The sequence below is a fragment of the Microbacterium sp. HMH0099 genome, assembly GCF_049384025.1.
In the GTDB taxonomy this organism is placed as follows: Bacteria; Actinomycetota; Actinomycetes; order Actinomycetales; family Microbacteriaceae; genus Microbacterium.
In genome coordinates this window covers 704,037-720,509 of sequence record NZ_JBMRJR010000002.1, presented here as the reverse complement: position 1 = coordinate 720,509, position 16,473 = coordinate 704,037, and the positions used below count along the sequence as shown (strand labels likewise).

16 protein-coding genes are annotated in these 16,473 nt (G+C 72.8%); 10 read left to right on the top strand and 6 right to left on the bottom strand.

Translation table 11 applies throughout. The features are described 5' to 3' along the window. The first annotated feature begins 114 nt into the window (after positions 1-114). Positions 115-2,646 (top strand): DEAD/DEAH box helicase, encoded by a 2,532-nt coding sequence (locus ACO03V_RS07170; RefSeq protein ID WP_423137115.1) that lies wholly within the window; start codon positions 115-117, stop codon positions 2,644-2,646. A 130-nt stretch (positions 2,647-2,776) separates the two neighbouring features. Here ACO03V_RS07170 and ACO03V_RS07165 read toward each other — a convergent pair whose 3' ends face one another. Continuing rightward, the gene (locus tag ACO03V_RS07165) at positions 2,777-3,715 is read right to left on the bottom strand and encodes a hypothetical protein (RefSeq protein ID WP_423137114.1); all 939 of its coding nucleotides are present in this window, start codon (positions 3,713-3,715) and stop codon (positions 2,777-2,779) included. A gap of 228 nt (positions 3,716-3,943) precedes the next feature. On the opposite strand from ACO03V_RS07165, the gene ACO03V_RS07160 reads away from it, so the two are divergent. Beyond that, positions 3,944-4,327, top strand: coding sequence for a hypothetical protein (locus tag ACO03V_RS07160; protein ID WP_423137113.1), 384 nt, complete (start codon positions 3,944-3,946; stop codon positions 4,325-4,327). 106 nt (positions 4,328-4,433) lie between these two features. Here ACO03V_RS07160 and ACO03V_RS07155 read toward each other — a convergent pair whose 3' ends face one another. Then, positions 4,434-4,988 (bottom strand): Dps family protein, encoded by a 555-nt coding sequence (locus tag ACO03V_RS07155; protein ID WP_367733631.1) that lies wholly within the window; start codon positions 4,986-4,988, stop codon positions 4,434-4,436. Positions 4,989-5,420: 432 nt separating this feature from the next. Here ACO03V_RS07155 and ACO03V_RS07150 point away from each other — a divergent pair, with 432 nt between their 5' ends. Together ACO03V_RS07150 and ACO03V_RS07145 are read left to right on the top strand one after the other, a co-directional pair. Continuing rightward, positions 5,421-7,229, top strand: a complete 1,809-nt coding sequence (locus tag ACO03V_RS07150) for a glycoside hydrolase family 15 protein (protein ID WP_423137112.1) — start codon at positions 5,421-5,423, stop codon at positions 7,227-7,229. 60 nt (positions 7,230-7,289) lie between these two features. Beyond that, positions 7,290-8,183 (top strand): SDR family oxidoreductase, encoded by an 894-nt coding sequence (locus ACO03V_RS07145; protein WP_367733633.1) that lies wholly within the window; start codon positions 7,290-7,292, stop codon positions 8,181-8,183. Between the two features lie 163 nt (positions 8,184-8,346). Here the strand turns inward: ACO03V_RS07145 and ACO03V_RS07140 are convergent, their stop codons facing one another. Next, positions 8,347-8,811, bottom strand: a complete 465-nt coding sequence (locus ACO03V_RS07140) for a GNAT family N-acetyltransferase (protein ID WP_423137111.1) — start codon at positions 8,809-8,811, stop codon at positions 8,347-8,349. A gap of 79 nt (positions 8,812-8,890) precedes the next feature. Here ACO03V_RS07140 and ACO03V_RS07135 point away from each other — a divergent pair, with 79 nt between their 5' ends. Continuing rightward, positions 8,891-9,820: a helix-turn-helix domain-containing protein gene (locus ACO03V_RS07135; protein ID WP_423137110.1), complete on the top strand. Its 930-nt coding sequence runs from the start codon at positions 8,891-8,893 to the stop codon at positions 9,818-9,820. 4 nt (positions 9,821-9,824) lie between these two features. Here the strand turns inward: ACO03V_RS07135 and ACO03V_RS07130 are convergent, their stop codons facing one another. Next, positions 9,825-10,130: a hypothetical protein gene (locus ACO03V_RS07130; RefSeq protein WP_367733636.1), complete on the bottom strand. Its 306-nt coding sequence runs from the start codon at positions 10,128-10,130 to the stop codon at positions 9,825-9,827. A gap of 175 nt (positions 10,131-10,305) precedes the next feature. Continuing rightward, the gene (locus ACO03V_RS07125) at positions 10,306-11,310 is read right to left on the bottom strand and encodes an epimerase (protein ID WP_423137109.1); all 1,005 of its coding nucleotides are present in this window, start codon (positions 11,308-11,310) and stop codon (positions 10,306-10,308) included. Between the two features lie 72 nt (positions 11,311-11,382). Between ACO03V_RS07125 and ACO03V_RS07120 the strand changes: the two genes are divergently transcribed. The 5 genes from ACO03V_RS07120 (at position 11,383) to ACO03V_RS07100 (ending at position 16,075) form a co-directional block, all read left to right on the top strand. Next, positions 11,383-11,973, top strand: coding sequence for a hypothetical protein (locus tag ACO03V_RS07120; protein ID WP_423137108.1), 591 nt, complete (start codon positions 11,383-11,385; stop codon positions 11,971-11,973). A 343-nt stretch (positions 11,974-12,316) separates the two neighbouring features. Then, positions 12,317-12,874 carry a copper resistance CopC family protein gene (locus ACO03V_RS07115; protein WP_367733639.1) on the top strand — a complete coding sequence of 186 codons (558 nt, stop codon included), beginning with the start codon at positions 12,317-12,319 and terminating at the stop codon, positions 12,872-12,874. A gap of 14 nt (positions 12,875-12,888) precedes the next feature. Further along, entirely contained in the window at positions 12,889-13,410 is a 522-nt protein-coding gene (locus tag ACO03V_RS07110; protein ID WP_367733641.1) for a copper chaperone PCu(A)C, read from the top strand. Next, the gene (locus ACO03V_RS07105; RefSeq protein ID WP_423137107.1) at positions 13,407-14,612 is read left to right on the top strand and encodes a Dyp-type peroxidase; all 1,206 of its coding nucleotides are present in this window, start codon (positions 13,407-13,409) and stop codon (positions 14,610-14,612) included. Before ACO03V_RS07110 ends, ACO03V_RS07105 begins: the two co-directional genes overlap by 4 nt. Next, the gene (locus ACO03V_RS07100) at positions 14,609-16,075 is read left to right on the top strand and encodes a PepSY-associated TM helix domain-containing protein (RefSeq protein WP_423137106.1); all 1,467 of its coding nucleotides are present in this window, start codon (positions 14,609-14,611) and stop codon (positions 16,073-16,075) included. Before ACO03V_RS07105 ends, ACO03V_RS07100 begins: the two co-directional genes overlap by 4 nt. Here ACO03V_RS07100 and ACO03V_RS07095 read toward each other — a convergent pair. Next, a complete protein-coding gene (locus ACO03V_RS07095; protein ID WP_423137105.1) occupies positions 16,023-16,439 on the bottom strand; it encodes a GNAT family N-acetyltransferase in 417 nt (138 codons plus the stop codon). The genes ACO03V_RS07100 and ACO03V_RS07095 overlap by 53 nt on opposite strands. Positions 16,440-16,473: the final 34 nt, after the last annotated feature.

The following is a 16,473-nucleotide window of genomic DNA, read 5'->3' as shown; positions in this document are numbered from 1 at the left end:
CGCGGGAGCGGGCGGTCGTCGAGGGGTGATCGACACGCCGAGTCTAGGAACGGCGCGCGTCCGGACCGGTGGGCTTGCATCCGGCAGGGGCGGTGTGGATGAGAGGCTGGACCGGTGACCTCCCTCCTCGACCACGTGCCCGTCGGCGCCGATCCGGATGCCGCCTACCTGGGCTTCGTCGACTGGGCGGCCGGGCGCGGGCTTACGCTGTACCCCGCCCAGGACGAGGCGGTCATCGAGATCGTGTCGGGGGCGAACGTCATCCTGTCGACCCCGACCGGCACCGGCAAGTCGCTGGTCGCGGTGGCCGCACACGCGGCATCCCTCGCCCGGGGCGGTCGCACCTATTACACGGCGCCGATCAAAGCACTGGTGAGCGAGAAGTTCTTCGCGCTCGTCGACGTCTTCGGCGCGGAGAACGTGGGGATGGTGACGGGCGACTCCTCGGTCAACTCCGACGCGCCCATCATCTGCTGCACCGCCGAGATCCTCGCGAACCTCGCCCTCCGCCAGGGGGCGGACGCCGACGTGGCGCAGGTGGTGATGGACGAGTTCCACTACTACGGCGAGCCCGACCGCGGCTGGGCGTGGCAGGTGCCGCTGCTGCTGCTCCCGCGCGCGCAGTTCGTGCTGATGTCGGCGACCCTCGGTGACGTCACCGACATCGCCGACGACCTGTCCCGCCGGACCGGTCGCCCCACCGCCCGCGTCACCGGCGTCGAACGTCCCGTGCCGCTGCACTTCGAGTACGCCCGCACGCCGGTGCACGAGACGGTGCAGGAGCTGCTCGACACCAAGCAGGCGCCCATCTACGTCGTGCACTTCTCGCAGGCCGCGGCGATGGAGCGGGCGCAGGCGCTGTCGTCCATCCGCATCATCACGCGCGAACAGCGCGACGAGATCGCCGAGGCCATCGGCGGGTTCCGCTTCACCACCGGGTTCGGCAAGACCCTCTCGCGCTACGTCCGTGCGGGCATCGGCGTGCACCACGCTGGGATGCTCCCGCGGTACCGCCGCCTCGTCGAGACGCTCGCCCAGCGCGGGCTGCTGCGGGTCATCTGCGGCACGGACACCCTCGGCGTCGGCATCAACGTGCCCATCCGCACCGTGCTCATGACCGCGCTGACCAAGTACGACGGCCAGCGCATGCGGCAGCTCACGGCACGCGAGTTCCACCAGATCGCCGGGCGCGCGGGCCGCGCGGGGTACGACACGGCGGGCACGGTCGTCGTCATGGCGCCGGACCACGAGATCGAGAACGCGGCGCAGATCCTCAAGGCCGGCGACGATCTCAAGAAGCAGAAGAAGATCGTGCGCAAGAAGGCGCCGCAGGGCTTCGTCAACTGGACCGAGCAGAGCTACGACCGCCTCGTCGCCGCCGAGCCCGAGCCGCTGCAGCCGCAGATGAAGCTGACCGCCGCGATGCTCATCAACGTCATCGCCCGCGGCGGCGACGTCTTCGGCAACGTCCGCTCCCTCGTCTTCGACAACCACGAGCCCCGCCCCCGCCGGTACGAGCTCGCGCGTCGGGCCCTCGCGATCTTCCGCACCCTCGTGCAGGCCGGCGTGGTCGAGGCCGACGCCGGCGGCATCCATCTCACCGTCGACCTGCAGCCGAACTTCGCGCTCAATCAGCCGCTGTCGCCGTTCGCGCTCGCCGCGATCGAGATGCTCGACCCCGAGGTCGAGCTCGGACGGGGACCGGATGCCACGCCTCCGGCGTCATCGGTCGGCACGGGGCACTACGCGCTCGACGTCGTCAGCGTCATCGAGGCGACGCTAGACGACCCGCGTCCGATCCTGTCGCAGCAGCAGTTCCGCGCCCGCGGCGAGGCCGTGGCGGCGATGAAGCGCGAGGGCATCGAGTACGACGAGCGCATGGAGCTGCTCGAGGAGATCACCTGGCCGAAGCCGCTGGAGGACCTGCTCGCGCAGGCCTACGAGGTGTTCGCGTCGAGCCAGCCGTGGGTGCGCGACTTCGAGCTGTCGCCGAAGTCCGTCGTGCGCGACATGTTCGAGCGGGCGTGCTCGTTCGGCGAATACGTCTCGCTGTACCAGCTGGCCCGCAGCGAAGGGCTCGTGCTGCGTTACCTCAGCGACGCCTACCGGGCCATCCGTCAGACCGTGCCCGTCGATGCGCAGACGCCCGACCTGTTGGACCTCGTCGCGTGGCTCGGCGAGCTGGTGCGGCAGGTCGACTCGAGCCTCGTGGACGAGTGGGAGCAGCTCATCAACCCGGCCGACGACCCGGATGCTCCCGTGGTTCCGCCGGCGCCGCCGTCGATCCTCACCAACCGTCGCGCGTTCGTCGTGCTCGTCCGCAACGAGATGTTCCGGCGCGTGCAGCTCGCCGCGCTGCAGAAGGACGACGAGCTCGTCGAGCTCGACCCCGACGTCGACTGGCCGGGCGTGCTCGACGGGTACTTCGAGGAGCACGACGCGATCGGGACCGGGGGAGCCGCGCGCTCGTCGGCGCTCGTGGACATCGACGAATCAACGGCGTCCGACGGCGTCTGGCGGGTCGAGCAGACGATCGACGACCCGGCCGGGGACCACGACTGGCGCATCCGCGCCGAGGTCGACCTCGCCGCCTCCGAGGAGGAGGGGACGGCGGTCGTCCGCGTCACCGAGGTCCTGCGGCTATAGGGCGTCCGGGGGCGGTCCTGCGGGGTTCTGGGCCGGCGGGGTTCTGGGCCGGCGGGTTCCGGTCGAGGGGGGTTTCGGGTTCCGGCCATGGGGGTCCGGTTGTGCGGGGTTCCGGCTCTGGGGGCGCGGGTCAGCCCTGCGCGGTGGGGACCGGCGAGGCGGCGCGCCGACGGCGGGAGGCCAGGAGCCCCCGGACGAGGAGGCCCGCCACCGCCACGACGACCGCCGTGACGAGCGGGGGCGCGACGATCTCGGGGATCGTCGACGCCGACCGGAACACCGAGATCCCGTACTCCGCCATGCCGGGCAGGTCGCGTGCCAGTACCCGGGTGCCGGCGGCGGAGGCGATCGCGGTGGTGAGCGCGGGCACGAGCCACACCAGCCCGAGGCCGACGAGCGCCGCGATCACCCGACCGACGGATGCCACCCCCGTCCAGGCGATCGCCAGCCCCACGAGAACGGGGGAGACGTAGGTGAGCATCGGGATGAGGGCCGAGAACGGCGACTCGTACGAGAACGGCGGGAAGAGGAGGACGCCGAGCCACGAACCCGCGGCCGCGGCTCCGACCATGAGCCCGATCCCGGCCCCGGCGCGCGGAGCGGCCGCGACGAGCAGGCACGCCACAGCGGCGACCACGGCGGCGAGGACCGCCACAGCCGTGAGCAGCAGGAGGTAGACCGCGGACTCGTCCCGCTCCTGCAGCACGGCCCGCGTGGTCACGGCCGTCTGCACGACCGCCGCGACCTGGACCACGACGAGACCCGCCACCGTCGCCAGCGACCGTCCGACGCCGGGACGCGCGCCGCGGGATCGGGCCAGGACGCCGGCCAGCACACCGCCGACCACGAGCAGCACGATGATCGTGATGATCGAGTACTGGCTGTACGGCAGCAGCACGAACGGGCCCGGGCGGGAGGGGTCCTGTCCCTCGCCGAGGTTCTGCAGCGGCAGGAAGGGTCCCGATGCGAGCCACGGGAGGAGCCCGGCGACGCCGCCGGCCGCTCCGAAGAGCAGGAACCACCCGGTCGGTGTCCGGCGCGTGGCGCGTGCGTCGTGCAGATCGTCCATGAGGCCCCCGTCTCATCCGTTCCTCGACGCTATCGGACGGGGCCCGGAACGCCCGGCGACGACGCGGCGGCGGCGGCGGCGGACGCTGCGGTGAGGTCGAGGGCCGGCCACCTCTCCTCCACAAGGGAGGTGCGGGTGATCTTCTCCACGGTAAGCGCGATCCGCTTGAGCGCACGGCGACGCCGCGGCTACCGTCGACCCATCCGCACACCGAGGGAGAGGACGACCATGACCATCGACGCCACGCAGGCGGTCATCGCCCTGAGCGCCCTCCTCCTGACCTTCGCCGCCACGATCCTCGGGGGGATGAAGTGGATGCTCGACCGTCTCGAGCGGCGCACGGACCTGCGCTTCGAACAGGTGGACCAGCGCTTCGAACAGGTGGACCGGCGCTTCGAACAGATGGACCAGCGTTTCGAGCGGCTCGAGCGGCGAATGGACCGCGCGGAGGAGCGGATGGACCGCATGGACGAGCGATTCGACCGCATGGACGAACGGATGCGTCAGATCGACACCACGCTGCTGTCCATCCAGATGAGCATCCTCGCCATCAAGGCGGCGATCGACCGGATCGAGGGCGGGCGGCCGCCGCTGCTCATCGCCTCGCGCTGATTCCGGCCGCCCGGAGCGGGACGGAAGCTTCGCGAAGCCGATCAGGCGCACGAACGACGGATGCCGGGACCCTGAGGCCCCGGCATCCGATCTGAATCGGTGAAGGTCAGCTGCGCGCGACGCGGTTCTCGGCGCTGACCATCCACGACAGCTGCTCGAGGCGCTCGAGGATGCCGTGCAGGATATCGGCGCTGGTGGGGTCCTCGTCGTCGACGTCGTCGTGGACCTCGCGGACGGTGCCCACCGTGGCGTCGATGCGCTCGGTGATGAGGTCGACGACCTCGGCCGTGTCGACCTCGCCCTGCGGGAACTCGGGCAGGGTGGTCGTCTCGGCGATGGTGTCGCTGCGGCCGTCGGGCAGCGCGTGCAGCGAGCGCATGCGCTCGGCGACGGTGTCGCTGAACTCGCGGGCAGCGTCGATGATCTCGTCCAGCTGCAGGTGGGTGTCGCGGAAGTTCTTGCCCACGACGTTCCAGTGAGCCTGCTTGCCCTGGATGGACAGCTCGATGAGGTCGATGAGGACGCGCTGCAGGCTGTCGGTCAGCTGTTCGGACGCCTGGAAACCGCTCTCGGCGTTCTGCTCCGACGTCGTCTCCGCGCCGCTCCCGCCGCGGGCCGGACGGCGGCGGTTCTTGGTGGGGGACTCCTGGGTGGTGGACATGCGGATTCCTTTCCTTCGCGGTCGACCACGACGTTAGGTCGCCGTCCTCTCCCTGGGCCGGGGGTTGCGGGACCGGCGGACGCGCGGTAGCTGCCGCCGTCGGCGTGCCGCTCGCGGTCGGCAGGCCTCGTCGACCGGCTTCTGTGCGTGTGTGCAGGACCGGTGGGGCTGGTGGCGGCGGGTGGGGTGCATGGGGCGGCGGGACGCCCGTTCGTCCTGCAGACTGCACGACGCGCAGGTGCGTCAGGGGCGGCGGGCACCCACACGGCGCACGCGCACGGCACGCGCAGGGCGCACGGCACACGGCGCACGCGCACGGCACGCGCATGGCGCACGGCACACACACCAGGCGGCATCCGGAGCCCCGTAGCCCCTCGGAACCTAAAGGACAACCCCGCCCCGGGCCCGCGACGGCGTTCCTAGCGTGAAGACGTGCCCATCGAGCCCGACCAGCCGTCCCGACCGCTGCGCGACTACGCCGCCATCGGCGACGGGCGCACGGTCGCCCTCATCGGGCTCGACGGGTCGGTGGACTGGCTGCCGCTGCCGAACATCCACTCGCGTCCGGTGTTCGCGCGCCTCGTCGACGAGTCGGCCGGCGGCTGCATCCAGCTCGCACCGGTCGGCGACTACGAGGTCTCGCGCCGCTACATCCCGCGGACCAACGTCCTCGAGACGACGTTCACCACCGAGACGGGCGTCGCGACGCTGACCGACGCGATGGTCACGGGCATCGCCGGGCGACTGCCCTGGGCGGAGCTCGCCCGCCGCGTGGAGGGCGTCTCGGGCGAGGTCGAGTTCGCGTGGTGCGTGCAGCCGGGCACCATGCTGCGCTCCGCCGCGCCCTGGACCGAACGCATCGACGGCTTCTCCGTCATGCGCGTCGGGCACGTCTCGCTCGCCGTCGTCGGACACGAGCACGGACTCCACGGCGACCCGGATGCCGGCAACGAGAGCATCGACGGCGGCTTCATGACGTCGACGGGGTCCCGGCACCTGCTGGTCATCGCCGCGACCGAGGGGGAGCCTCTGCGCGTCCCGAACGCGCAGAACGTCGACCGCGGCATCGACCGCACGATCGGCGGATGGCAGATGTGGTCCGACGAGTTCTCCTACGACGGACCGTGGGCCGACGACGTGCAGCGCAGCGCCCTGGCCCTGAAGCTTCTGCTGTTCAGCCCCACCGGCGCGATCGCGGCGGCCGCGACGACCTCGCTGCCCGAGAACCCCCGCGGCGGCAAGAACTGGGACTACCGCTACGCCTGGGTCCGCGACCTCGCCTACACCGCGCACGCGTGGGTCGGCTTCGGCCTGCGGGAGGAGACGCACGCGGCCATCTCGTGGCTCCTGCGGACCATCCGCAAGAACGGCCCCGAGGTGCAGGTGATGTACACCCTCGACGGCGACGCCGAGATCGGCCTCGAGAAGCACGAGGTGCCCGGGTGGAACGGCAGCCAGCCCGTCGTCACCGGGAACCCCGCGCAGGGGCAGCTGCAGCTCGGTGTCTACGGAGACCTCATCGCGCTGTGCCGCACCTATGTCGAGGCCGGCAACCGCCTCGACACGCAGACGGGGCGCCTCCTCGCCGACGTCGCCGATCGGACGTGCGACCTCTGGCGCCGCGAGGACTCCGGCATGTGGGAGCTGCCCGAGCTGCGCCACTACACCTCCTCGAAGATGGGCTGCTGGAAGGCTCTCGACGACGCGCAGTGGCTGGCGCAGAACGGCCACATCCCCGACAACGGCGACCGCTGGCGCGCCGAGCGCGACCGCATCCACGCCTGGGTCGGCGAGCACTGCTGGTCCGAGAAGCTGCAGTCCTACGTCATCCATCCGGGCAGCGAGGACCTGGATGCCTCCGTCCTCCTGCACGCGCCCACCGGCTTCGACCGCGGCGAACGGATGTCGAAGACCCTCGACGCCGTCTTCGACCGCCTCGGCACCGAGAACCACCTGCTCTACCGGTACACCGGCATGGACCAGGAGGAGCAGACGTTCGTCGCGTGCGCGTTCTGGCGGGCGACCGCCCTCGCCTGCGTCGGCCGCCACGAGGAGGCCGTCAAGGCCATGGACGCCCTCGTCGCGCAGGGCAACGATGTGGGCGTCTACTCCGAGATGATCGCCGAGTCCGACGGGGCCTTCTGGGGCAACCTCCCGCAGGCGCTCAGCCATCTCGCCCTGATCAACGCCGCGCTGGTGATCCGCGAGCTCGTGGATGCCGCCGAGCTCGGCGACCGCTGACCCCACCACGTCCGGGGCTTCTCGCCCTGGCATCCATCCCCCTCCAGGAAAGGACTCGCCATGAGCAACCAGTACACCTTCACGGACCCGGCCAAACTGTATGCCGACATCGACCCGAAGGCGCAGGACCAGCCGGAGCCCGGCCTCGACGCCGAGCTCACGCCGAAGGCGGCCCTCGGGGAGGACACCTACGAAGGCAGCGGTCGCCTGACCGGCCGCAAGGCGCTCATCACCGGCGCCGACTCGGGCATCGGTGCGGCGACAGCGATCGCGTTCGCGCGCGAGGGCGCCTCGGTCGCGATGTCGTACCTGCCGGAGGAGAAGGTGGATGCCGACCGCATCGCCGGCATCCTGCGCGAGGCCGGCGCGACCGTGGTCCAGATCCCCGGCGACCTGCGCGAGCGCGAGTACGCCCGCACCCTCGTGAAGGAGGCGGTCGAGGGCCTCGGCGGCCTGGACATCGTCGTGAACAACGGCGGCAAGCAGATCTTCAACGAGGACGTCACCACGCTGACCGACGAGCAGTTCGACGACACGTTCAAGACCAACGTGTACGCGATGTTCTGGATCTGCAAGGAGGCCGTGCCGCACCTGAAGCCGGGCTCGACCATCATCAACACCACGTCGATCCAGGCGTACTCGCCCGCGCCGATCCTCGTGGACTACGCCTCCACCAAGGCGACCATCAACACCTTCACGAAGGCGCTGGGCCAGCAGCTCGCGCCGAAGGGCATCCGCGTGAACGCCGTCGCGCCCGGACCGATCTGGACGCCGCTGCAGGTCACCGACGGTCAGCCCGACGAGAAGGTCGACGAGTTCGGCGAGGAGACGCCGCTCGGCCGCATGGGTCAGCCGGCCGAGCTCGCCCCCGCGTACGTGTACCTCGCCTCGGCGGAGTCCAGCTACGTCATCGGCGAGACGCTCAACGTCAACGGCGGCATGCCCACGCCGTAAGCCGCAGCCGTCGGGGCCGTCGTCCGTTCGCGGGCGGCGGCCCTTTCGCGTGCCCGGCGAGAACAGGGGATGCCGCGGGGACAGGCGGATCGAGCGGGGATCGGCCTGTCGCGGGCGCGCCGCCTGGTGCGGGAGCGTGTGCGGCGGGGGGCGGGCCCCGGGCTCAGGCGAGGGACTTGCGGTAGTAGATCTCGCCGTCGTCGGTGACCTCGCTGCGCTCGTAGCCCTCGCGCTCGTACAGGTGCTGGTTCGCCTCGCTGAGACCGCCGGTGAAGAGCTCGGCCGTCGTGGCCCCCGCCTCGTCGCGACCGCGCGCCTCCACGGCGGCGAGCAGGTGCGTGCCGAGGCCCCCGCCCTGCTGGTCCGGGGCGATGGCGAGGCGGCCGATGAGGAGCAGGTCGCCGTCCGCCCGGGCACGGACGGCGCCGACGATGCGCGGGCCGACGAGGGCGACGCAGCCGAGGTTGTCCACGAGCTCGGCGCGAAGCTCCTCGAGCGTCTGAGTGAGGGGCGGCATGTCGGCGTCGTCGTAGATGCGCGCCTCGCTCGCGAATGCGGCGCGCTGGATCGTGAGGACCTCTCCCGCATCGTCGGGGTGGATGGGGCGGATCTCGGTGTCGTCGGTCATGAGCTGCTCTCGCGTGGGGGAGGGGCGGACAATTCCATTACTATCGGTGCGGACTCCACGCCGGTGGAGCGCGGGGGAAATGACCGGGTTCTTCGATACGCACGTCCGCACCGACGACGTGACCGAGACGCTGACGTGGTTGCAGCAGGCCTACGGCCACGTCGACGTCCAGGCGGACACCGCCTCGTTCGCGGAGCGGGCGGTCGGTGACGACGAGTTCGCCTTGCGGAACCTCGTGTGGGACTGCCGCGCGGAGGTCGTGTACGAGGCGGACCGCTTCTACGTCGCCACCTCCACCCCCGGCTACGGCTGGCGCATCGGCCGGCACTCCGGCGACTTCAGCGTCGAGCCCGCCCTCATCCAGCCCGGGCACGAGATGATCGGCCGCCCCGATCGGACCGAGATCCAGCTGCTCGCGTTCGACACGCGGCGTCTGACCGAGGCTGCCCGCGTCATCTACGGCGACGACGAGCTGGAGGCGCGCTTCGACGGGCTTCACCCGGTCTCGCGCCGTCTGCGCGACTACTGGCTGGCCACCCTGCGGTGGTCTCTGACGCAGACCCCCCTGCTGCACGAGCCGCTCGTCCGCGCCCACGTCCGCCGGTCGCTCACGGCCGCCACCCTCGAGGCGTTCCCCCTCGTCGGGGATCCGCGTGAGCGCCGCGCCTCCGCCCTGGAGCAGGCCTCCGTCTACGCCGCCGCGGCCGCCTGGATGGACGACCACGCGTCGCTGCCCGTGACCATCGACGACGCCGCCGCCGCGGTGGGCACCTCGAGGGCGGGGCTGCGCCGGGCCTTCGCGGCGAACGGCCAGTTGGCATCCACTCCCGAGGACTATCTCGCCCTCGCCCGCATGAGCGCGGCGCACGCCGATCTCGTCGATGCGGATCCCGGGGCGACCACGGTGACCGAGATCGCCCTGAGATGGGGATTCACGGATGCCGCCGCCTTCGCGACCGCCTACCGTGCGGCGTACCGCGTCGATCCGGAGCACACGCTGCGTCGATGACGCGTCAGCGGTCGCGGTCGGTGTACTCGCCCGGGTCGCCGACGTCCTCGCGGACCTCGTCGCCGGAGGGCAGCTCGACGTCGGTGTAGGCGCCCGGCTCGTCCGTGCGCGGACGCGAGGCGCTGCCGTCGGCGTTCTCCCGGTCGACGTACTCGCCGGCGAGGTCGGAGGTGCCGTGATCGCGGGTGCCGTCGGGGCGCTCGACGTCCGTGTAGGCGCCCTCGTCCGGTCCGGTGCCGTGCGCGCCCGTCTCGGGCGCGTGCTCGTGTGCGTCGTGGCTTCCGTGCCCGTCGGCTTCGTGATGGTCCATGCTGACCTCCCGGTGTGTCCTGCTCCGACGGTAGACCCGGCGGCCCCTCCGGGAGCGAGGCCTTGACACGAGGCGGGCAGGGGAGCCGGCGGCCGGGCGGGCAGCGGAGCCCGCGGCCGGCGGGCAGGGGAGACCGCGGCCGGCGGGCGGGGGCGAGGGAGCGCCCGCGGCCGGGTCAGATCGAGAACAGGTCGCGCAGACGGGGGCGGCGCGCGGCGACGACGGCGTCCAACGCCGGTCCGAGACGCGGATAGCGGAATGCGAACCCCGCCTCGTGCAGCACCCCGGGCACGACCCAGCGGCTCTTCAGGACCATCTCGGGCTCGGCACCCAGCACGGCCAGCGCCGGCTCCAGCATGAACCGTCCGGCGGGAAGGCCCACCGGCATCCCGACCGCCCGGCGGAGCTCGCGCATGAGCGTCCGGTTGTCGACGGGCTCGGGCGCGGCGAGGTTGACCGGACCGGAGATGTCGTCGCGATCGCGGAGGAAGCGGAGGGATGCCACGACGTCGTCGATGTGAATCCAACTGAACCTCTGCCGGCCGCGGGTCCGGTACCAGGGCGCCCGCACCGGGCCCGTCGGGTGGGCGCCGATGCCGCGATAGCGGCGGTGCGGGAACCACCAGCCGTCGATCTGCGGGCCGCCCAGACCGGTCCGCGCCAGGGCCAGCAGCATGCGCGTCGCCGGGCCGTCGCCGACGACGATCGCCATGCGCAGCGCGACGCGGCGGGTGCCCGGCAGGTCGCCGGCGAAGAACGCGCGCTCCCAGCTCGTCGCGACGTCGACCGAGAAGCCCGAGCCCAGGATGCCGTCCCGTTCGTCGTTCGGACGCTCGGTCTCGTGGCGGTAGATCGTGGCCGTGGACGCGTTCATCCACACGCGGGGCGGGTGCTCCGCGGTGCGGACGGCGTCGTGCAGCGCCCGGGTCGTGTCCACGCGGGAGCGGAGGATCTCGTCGCGGGCGGCGTCGGTGTAGCGGCAGGCGACGATCTTGCCGGCGAGGTTCACGAGGACGTCCGCGCCGTCGACCGTGCGGGCGATCGCCGCCGGGTCGGACCAGGTCACCGGGCCGGACCGCCCGATGGTGTCGACGTCGTACCCGTCGGCGCGGAGGGCCTCGACGACCGCGCGTCCGACGAATCCGCTGGCTCCGGCGACGACGGCGCGAGGTCGGTTCATGAGCCCACCCTAGGGGCGGGTGCGGCGTCCGCCGCGCGGCGATCCCGGCCCGGGACTGACACAATGGACCGCATGCGACGACAGGCCCGGGTCACGAGCGTCGCTCGCGGTGCCGTCGCGGCCGCCGTCGCCACCTTCGTCGCCCTGCTCTCGCACGTGACGGCCGGCGGCGAGATGCCGGGCTGGGTCGGCATCGCCGTCCCCCTGGCGCTGTCGTTCGTCGCGTGCAGCGCCCTCGCCGGCCGCCGCCTCTCGCTGTGGCGTCTCGCGCTCGCGGTCGTCGTGAGCCAGGTGCTCTTCCACACCCTCTTCGTCCTCGGCAGCTTCGACGCCGCCGCCGGTCACGTCCACGGCGTCGCGGCCGTGTCGACGGGCCCGGTGGTCGCGGGCGGACCGATGGATGCCGCCATGCTCCTCGGCCACGCCGTCGCCGCCGCGGTGACCGTTCTGGCGCTGCACCGGGGCGAGCGCACCCTCGCGCTGCTGCGCGTCCTCGCCGTGCGCGCCGTCGCCTGGCTCCGCGCCCGCGTGCGCGTCACCGTGCCGTTCGGACCCGCCCCGGCTCGTCGCGTCCTCGCCGACGTCGTCGCCCCGCTGCGTCCCGTCGCGGTGTTGCTGGCCGACACCGCGGACCGCCGCGGTCCGCCCGCGCTCGCGCACTGACGACGCGCGCCCGCTGACGCGCGTCCGAGCGGGCTCGTCCGTCCCCCCGCGGACCGACGTCCCCCGGGCCGCACGACCGTGGAGATCCCTCCTCGGCGTGCCGCCGTCGCATCCCCTTCCTCCTCACCCGCCGGCGCGGCGCGCCGGCCTCGTCCGCCCGCGTCCGCGACGGTCCTGACCGTTCGCGCCACCACGGCGTACGTGTGACGGTGCGATGCGGACCGGCGACCGCTCGACGCGGTCCCGTCCGTCGACCGTCCCCGTGCCGCCGCGCGGCCGCTCCGCCGGTCCTCCGCGTGGGACGACGAGCGGCCCCGGGTGACCCCTTCCGAAAGCGAAACCCATGAACCGTCTCCGTCCCCTCCTGGGCGGGATGGCCGTGGCCGTCGTCGTCGTCCTGACGTCCGTGGCCCCGGCATCCGCCCATGACGAACTCCTGTCCAGCTCACCCGTCGCGGGTGAGAACCTGCCCTCCCCACCCGAGGAGATCACCCTGACCTACTCCGCCGACGTGCTCGACATGGGCGCGGAGGTGGTCGTCGCCGACGGCGACGGCACCGACTGGGTCGCGGGGGATCCCGTCGTGGCATCCGGTGTCGTCTCCGTCCCGCTGCAGGAAGGCATGCCCGACGCGGGCTACGAGGTGCGCTGGCGCGTCGTCTCCAGCGACGGCCACCCGATCTCCGGCCTCATCCCGTTCACGGTGGGGGACGGCGCGCCCCTCGAACGGACCGCGGCGAGCCCCACCGCCGCCGCTGCCGACGACGCCGCGTCCGTTCCCGCCGACGCCGGCGGCATCCCGCGTCCGGTCCTCGTCGGTGCCGCCGGTGCCGTCGTCGCCGTCGTCGCGTTCCTCGTCCTCCTCTTCGTCCGCCGAGCCGCGCGCGGACGCCGCTCGTGAAAGGTCCTCTCCCCATGTCTCTGCGCACCCTGTCCGTCCGTGTCCTCCCCGCCGTCGCCGTCTCGGTCGTCGCCGCGCTCGCCCTGTCCGGGTGCGCCGGGGGAGAGGCGTCCACCACGCCCGTCCCCGAGGCGGCCGCCTTCCACGCCACCGACGCGTGGGTCAAGGCGGCCCCGGCCGACGAGATGACGGCCGCGTTCGGCGAGCTCGTCAACGACGGCGACAACGACATCACCGTCGTCTCGGCGACGAGTCCCGCCGCGTCGATGATCGAGCTGCACGAGACGGTGCAGAACGAGTCCGGCCAGAGCGTGATGCGGGAGGTGGAGGGCGGGTTCACCATCCCGGCGCACAGCACCCGCGAGCTCGCGCCCGGGGCCGACCACCTCATGATCATGGGCGCCACCGCGCCGCTGCTCGCCGGCGAGGAGGTCACCATCACGCTGACCTTCTCCGACGACTCGACCGCCGAGATCACGGCCCCCGTCAAGGAGTTCGCGGGGGCGAACGAGACCTACGAGGGCGGCGACCAGTGAGACCGCGGTCCGCCGGCGCCACCCGGCGCCAGTTCCTGCTCGGCGGCGCGGTCGCCGGGGCGGGGGCGGTGGCCGCCGTCGGCCTCGACGCGGCCGTCTCGGCCGGGGGGACGGATGCCGCGGCCTCGACGCCCCTGAACGGAGACGTCGTCGTGCCGTTCCACGGTGCCCACCAGGCCGGCATCGACACCGACGCGCAGGCGCACGCGACCCTCGTGGCGCTGGACCTGGCCGCCGACGTGGACCGGGACGGGCTGCGCCGTCTGCTGCGGACCCTCACCGACGACGCCGTCCGGCTGTCGCGCGGGGAGGGGGCGCTCGCCGACACGGAGCCCGAGCTGGCCGTCGCCCCGGCCCGGCTGACGGTGACGTTCGGCTTCGGACCGGGCCTCGTCGCCCGGGCGGGGGCGACGGCACCGGACTGGCTGCGGCCGCTCCCGGCGTTCGCGATCGACCGCCTGCGCCCCGAGTACGGCGACGGCGACCTGCTGCTGCAGATCGCGGCGGACGACCCGGTCACTGTCGCCCATGCCACCCGGATGCTGCTGAAGGACGCGCGCGCCTTCGCCTCCCCGCGGTGGCTGCAGCAGGGGTTCCGGCGGGCGCACGGCACCGTCCGGCCAGGGACGACCATGCGCAACCTCTTCGGCCAGGTCGACGGCACCGCCAACCCCGTGCCCGGCACCCGCGACTTCGACGAGGTCGTGTGGGCGCGCGACGGCTGGCTCGCCGGCGGGACCGGCATGGTCGTCCGCCGCATCGCGATGGACCTGGACACGTGGGACCACCTGGACCGTCCGGGCCGCGACCAGGCGGTCGGCCGGACCCAGGCGACGGGCGCGCCCCTGACCGGGACGGACGAGTTCGACGAGCCGGACTTCGACGCGAAGGACGCCCTCGGCTTCCCCGTCATCGCCGAGTTCTCGCACCTGCGCCGGTCCCGGCCGGACGACCCCTCGCAGCGGATCTTCCGCCGCGGCTACAACTACGACCAGACGCCGCCGGCGGGCCTGGTCTCGGATGCCGGCCTGCTGTTCGTCTCGTTCCAGGCCGACATCGACCGGCAGTTCGTCCCCATCCAGCGGCGCCTCGACGAGCTCGACCTGCTGAACGAATGGACGACCCCCATCGGCTCGGCGGTCTTCGCCCTGCCGCCGGGATGCGCGGAGAACGGCTTCATCGGAGAAGGGATCCTGACATGACCGACGTGATCGAGCGGGCCGAGGCCGCGGAGCCGGACCGGGCGGCATCCGCTCCGCCGCGCCGCCGAGGGTGGTTCGCCGCGCTGCTGCGACGGCTGCACTTCTTCGCGGGAGTGCTCATCGGGCCGTTCATCCTCGTCGCGGCGGTGAGCGGAGCGCTGTACGCGGTCACGCCGCAGATCGAGCGCGCCCTGTACGCGCACGAGCTCACGGCGGGGTCCACGCTGGCGGCGCTGCCCCTGGCCGACCAGATCACCGCGGCGGAGGAGTACGTCGGCGACGGCGCCTCTCCCGTGGCGGTGCGTCCGGCGCCCGCACGGGGCGAGACCACGCGCGTGATGTTCGCCGACCCGAGCCTCGGCGAGAGCAAGACGCGGGCGGTCTTCGTCGACCCCGGGACCGCGGAGATCCGCGGCGAGCTCACCGCGTACGGCACGAGCGGCGCGCTGCCCGTGCGCACCTGGATCAGCGACCTGCACCGGTCGCTGCACCTCGGCGACGCCGGCCGCTGGTACAGCGAGCTGGCGGCATCCTGGCTCGGGATCGTCGCGCTCGCCGGTCTCGGTCTCTGGATCCTGCGGTTCCGGAAGAGCCGACGTGCCCGGCGGGACCTCCTCGCCCCGCGCCGGGGTCTCCGCGGCTACCGCCGGGCGTTCGGCTGGCACGCCCCGATCGGCGTGTGGGTCGTGCTCGGCGCGCTGTTCCTCTCCGCGACCGGGATCACGTGGTCGACGTTCGCCGGCGCGAACGTGTCGCAGCTGCGGACCGCGGTCGGCGAGGGCACGCCGTCGCTGACGACGACGCTGGACGGGGCGGCATCCACGGGGGGAGACCACGCGCACCACGGCGGGGCCGCGACGGCGCCCACCGGGGCGGCCAACCCGGCGACGTTCGACGCCGTGCTCGCGATCGCGCAGCGGATCAACGTGAACACCGGTCAGGTCGAGATCCGTCCGCCGGCCGAGCCCGGCCGGGCGTGGGTCGTGCAGGAGATCCAGCGCAGCTTCCCGACGGAGGTGGATGCCGTGGCGATCGACGGATCGACGATGGAGGTCACCGACCGGGTGGACTTCGCCGACTTCCCGCTGCTGGCCAAGCTGTCCCGGTGGGGCGTCGACCTGCACATGGGGACGATGTTCGGGCTGGCGAACCAGCTCGTGCTGTTCGCCCTGGCGATCGGCATCGCCGCGCTCGTCGCGCTCGGCTACGGGATGTGGTGGACGCGGCGCCCGACGCGCGGGTTCGCGGCCGCCCCTGCCCGCGGCGCGCTGCGCGGGGCCCCGTGGTGGGGCGTCGCCGCCGTCTTCGCGGTCGCGGTGGGCATCGGCCTGTTCCTGCCGCTGGTGGGGTACACGCTCGCGGCCTTCGTCGTGCTCGACGTGCTGCTCGGCTGGCGTGCGGCGGTGCGGGCTACGCGCTCATCAGGAGGTGCATCGTCACCGACCCCGACGTCGGCTCGCTGAAGCCCAGGCTGCGGTAGAGCGCCTGCCCGGGCGGGTCGGCCAGCAGTGTGACGTAGGCGCCCTCGGGGGCCTTCTCGCGGATCTCCGCGAGCAGGCCCTCGAGGATGCGGCGGCCGAGGCCGCGCCGCTGGAAATCGGGGAGGGTCGCCATGTCGGCCACGAGGAAGTACCACCCGCCGTCACCGACCACCCGGCCCATCGCGACCGAGCGGCCCGTGGCATCCACGATCCGCCGCCAGGCCCAGCTGTTCGTCAGGGCCGGAGCGCCTTGGTCGGGCCGCTTGGGGGTGAGACCGGAGAGCCGGCGGAGGTCCAGGTAGTCCTCGAGGGTCGGGGGGAGCGGTTCGAGGCGCAGGTCGTCCATCCGTCCAGCCTGGCACCCGCGGGGCTGCGCCGGA